Below are 389 nucleotides of genomic sequence, written 5' to 3'. Positions count from 1 at the left end.
CGAGATGACGTCGAGTCTCGTGGGCTCGGAGATGTGTATAAGAGACAGGTGCCTGTTTGGACAAGCGTTCTTGAGAGCGGTAAAATCAAGATTTGCCTGAAAAGGGCAGGGCGATATGCCGTGCTTGGATTTCGTCCTACGAGAGCCCCTGCCCGCCTCCACCATCAACGAAACACGCGGCAAAGGCGTGCCGGTTGCCGCCAAAAAAGACTGGGTGGCACTGAGCGGACGTTCGCGCGTCGTCGTTTACGTCCTTTCGAAAATGCGTGGATGAAGTTCGACGTGTGCTACTACTTCGTTGTCACCCTCTTTATTTTGTTTGATTTGGAGGTTGCGTTTATGTTGTCGTGGGCAGTTGTGCTCAAAGACTTGGGCGTGTACGGCTTCTG

General features: G+C 53.2%; 2 pseudogenes. Both read left to right on the top strand.

Annotation, left to right across the window (positions count from 1 at the left end):
- Window positions 1-136: 136 nt before the first annotated feature.
- Window positions 137-265: pseudogene (locus tag ACRPFF_RS11555) on the top strand (iron ABC transporter substrate-binding protein); the annotation flags it as partial.
- Window positions 256-389: pseudogene (gene ndhC, locus ACRPFF_RS11550) on the top strand (NADH-quinone oxidoreductase subunit A); the annotation flags it as partial. The pseudogenes ACRPFF_RS11555 and ndhC, both read left to right, overlap by 10 nt.

The organism is Neisseria sp. SLRRB23 (genome assembly GCF_050896295.1).
Classification (GTDB): domain Bacteria; phylum Pseudomonadota; class Gammaproteobacteria; order Burkholderiales; family Neisseriaceae; genus Neisseria.
This window is presented reverse-complemented; position numbering and strand designations above follow the sequence as displayed.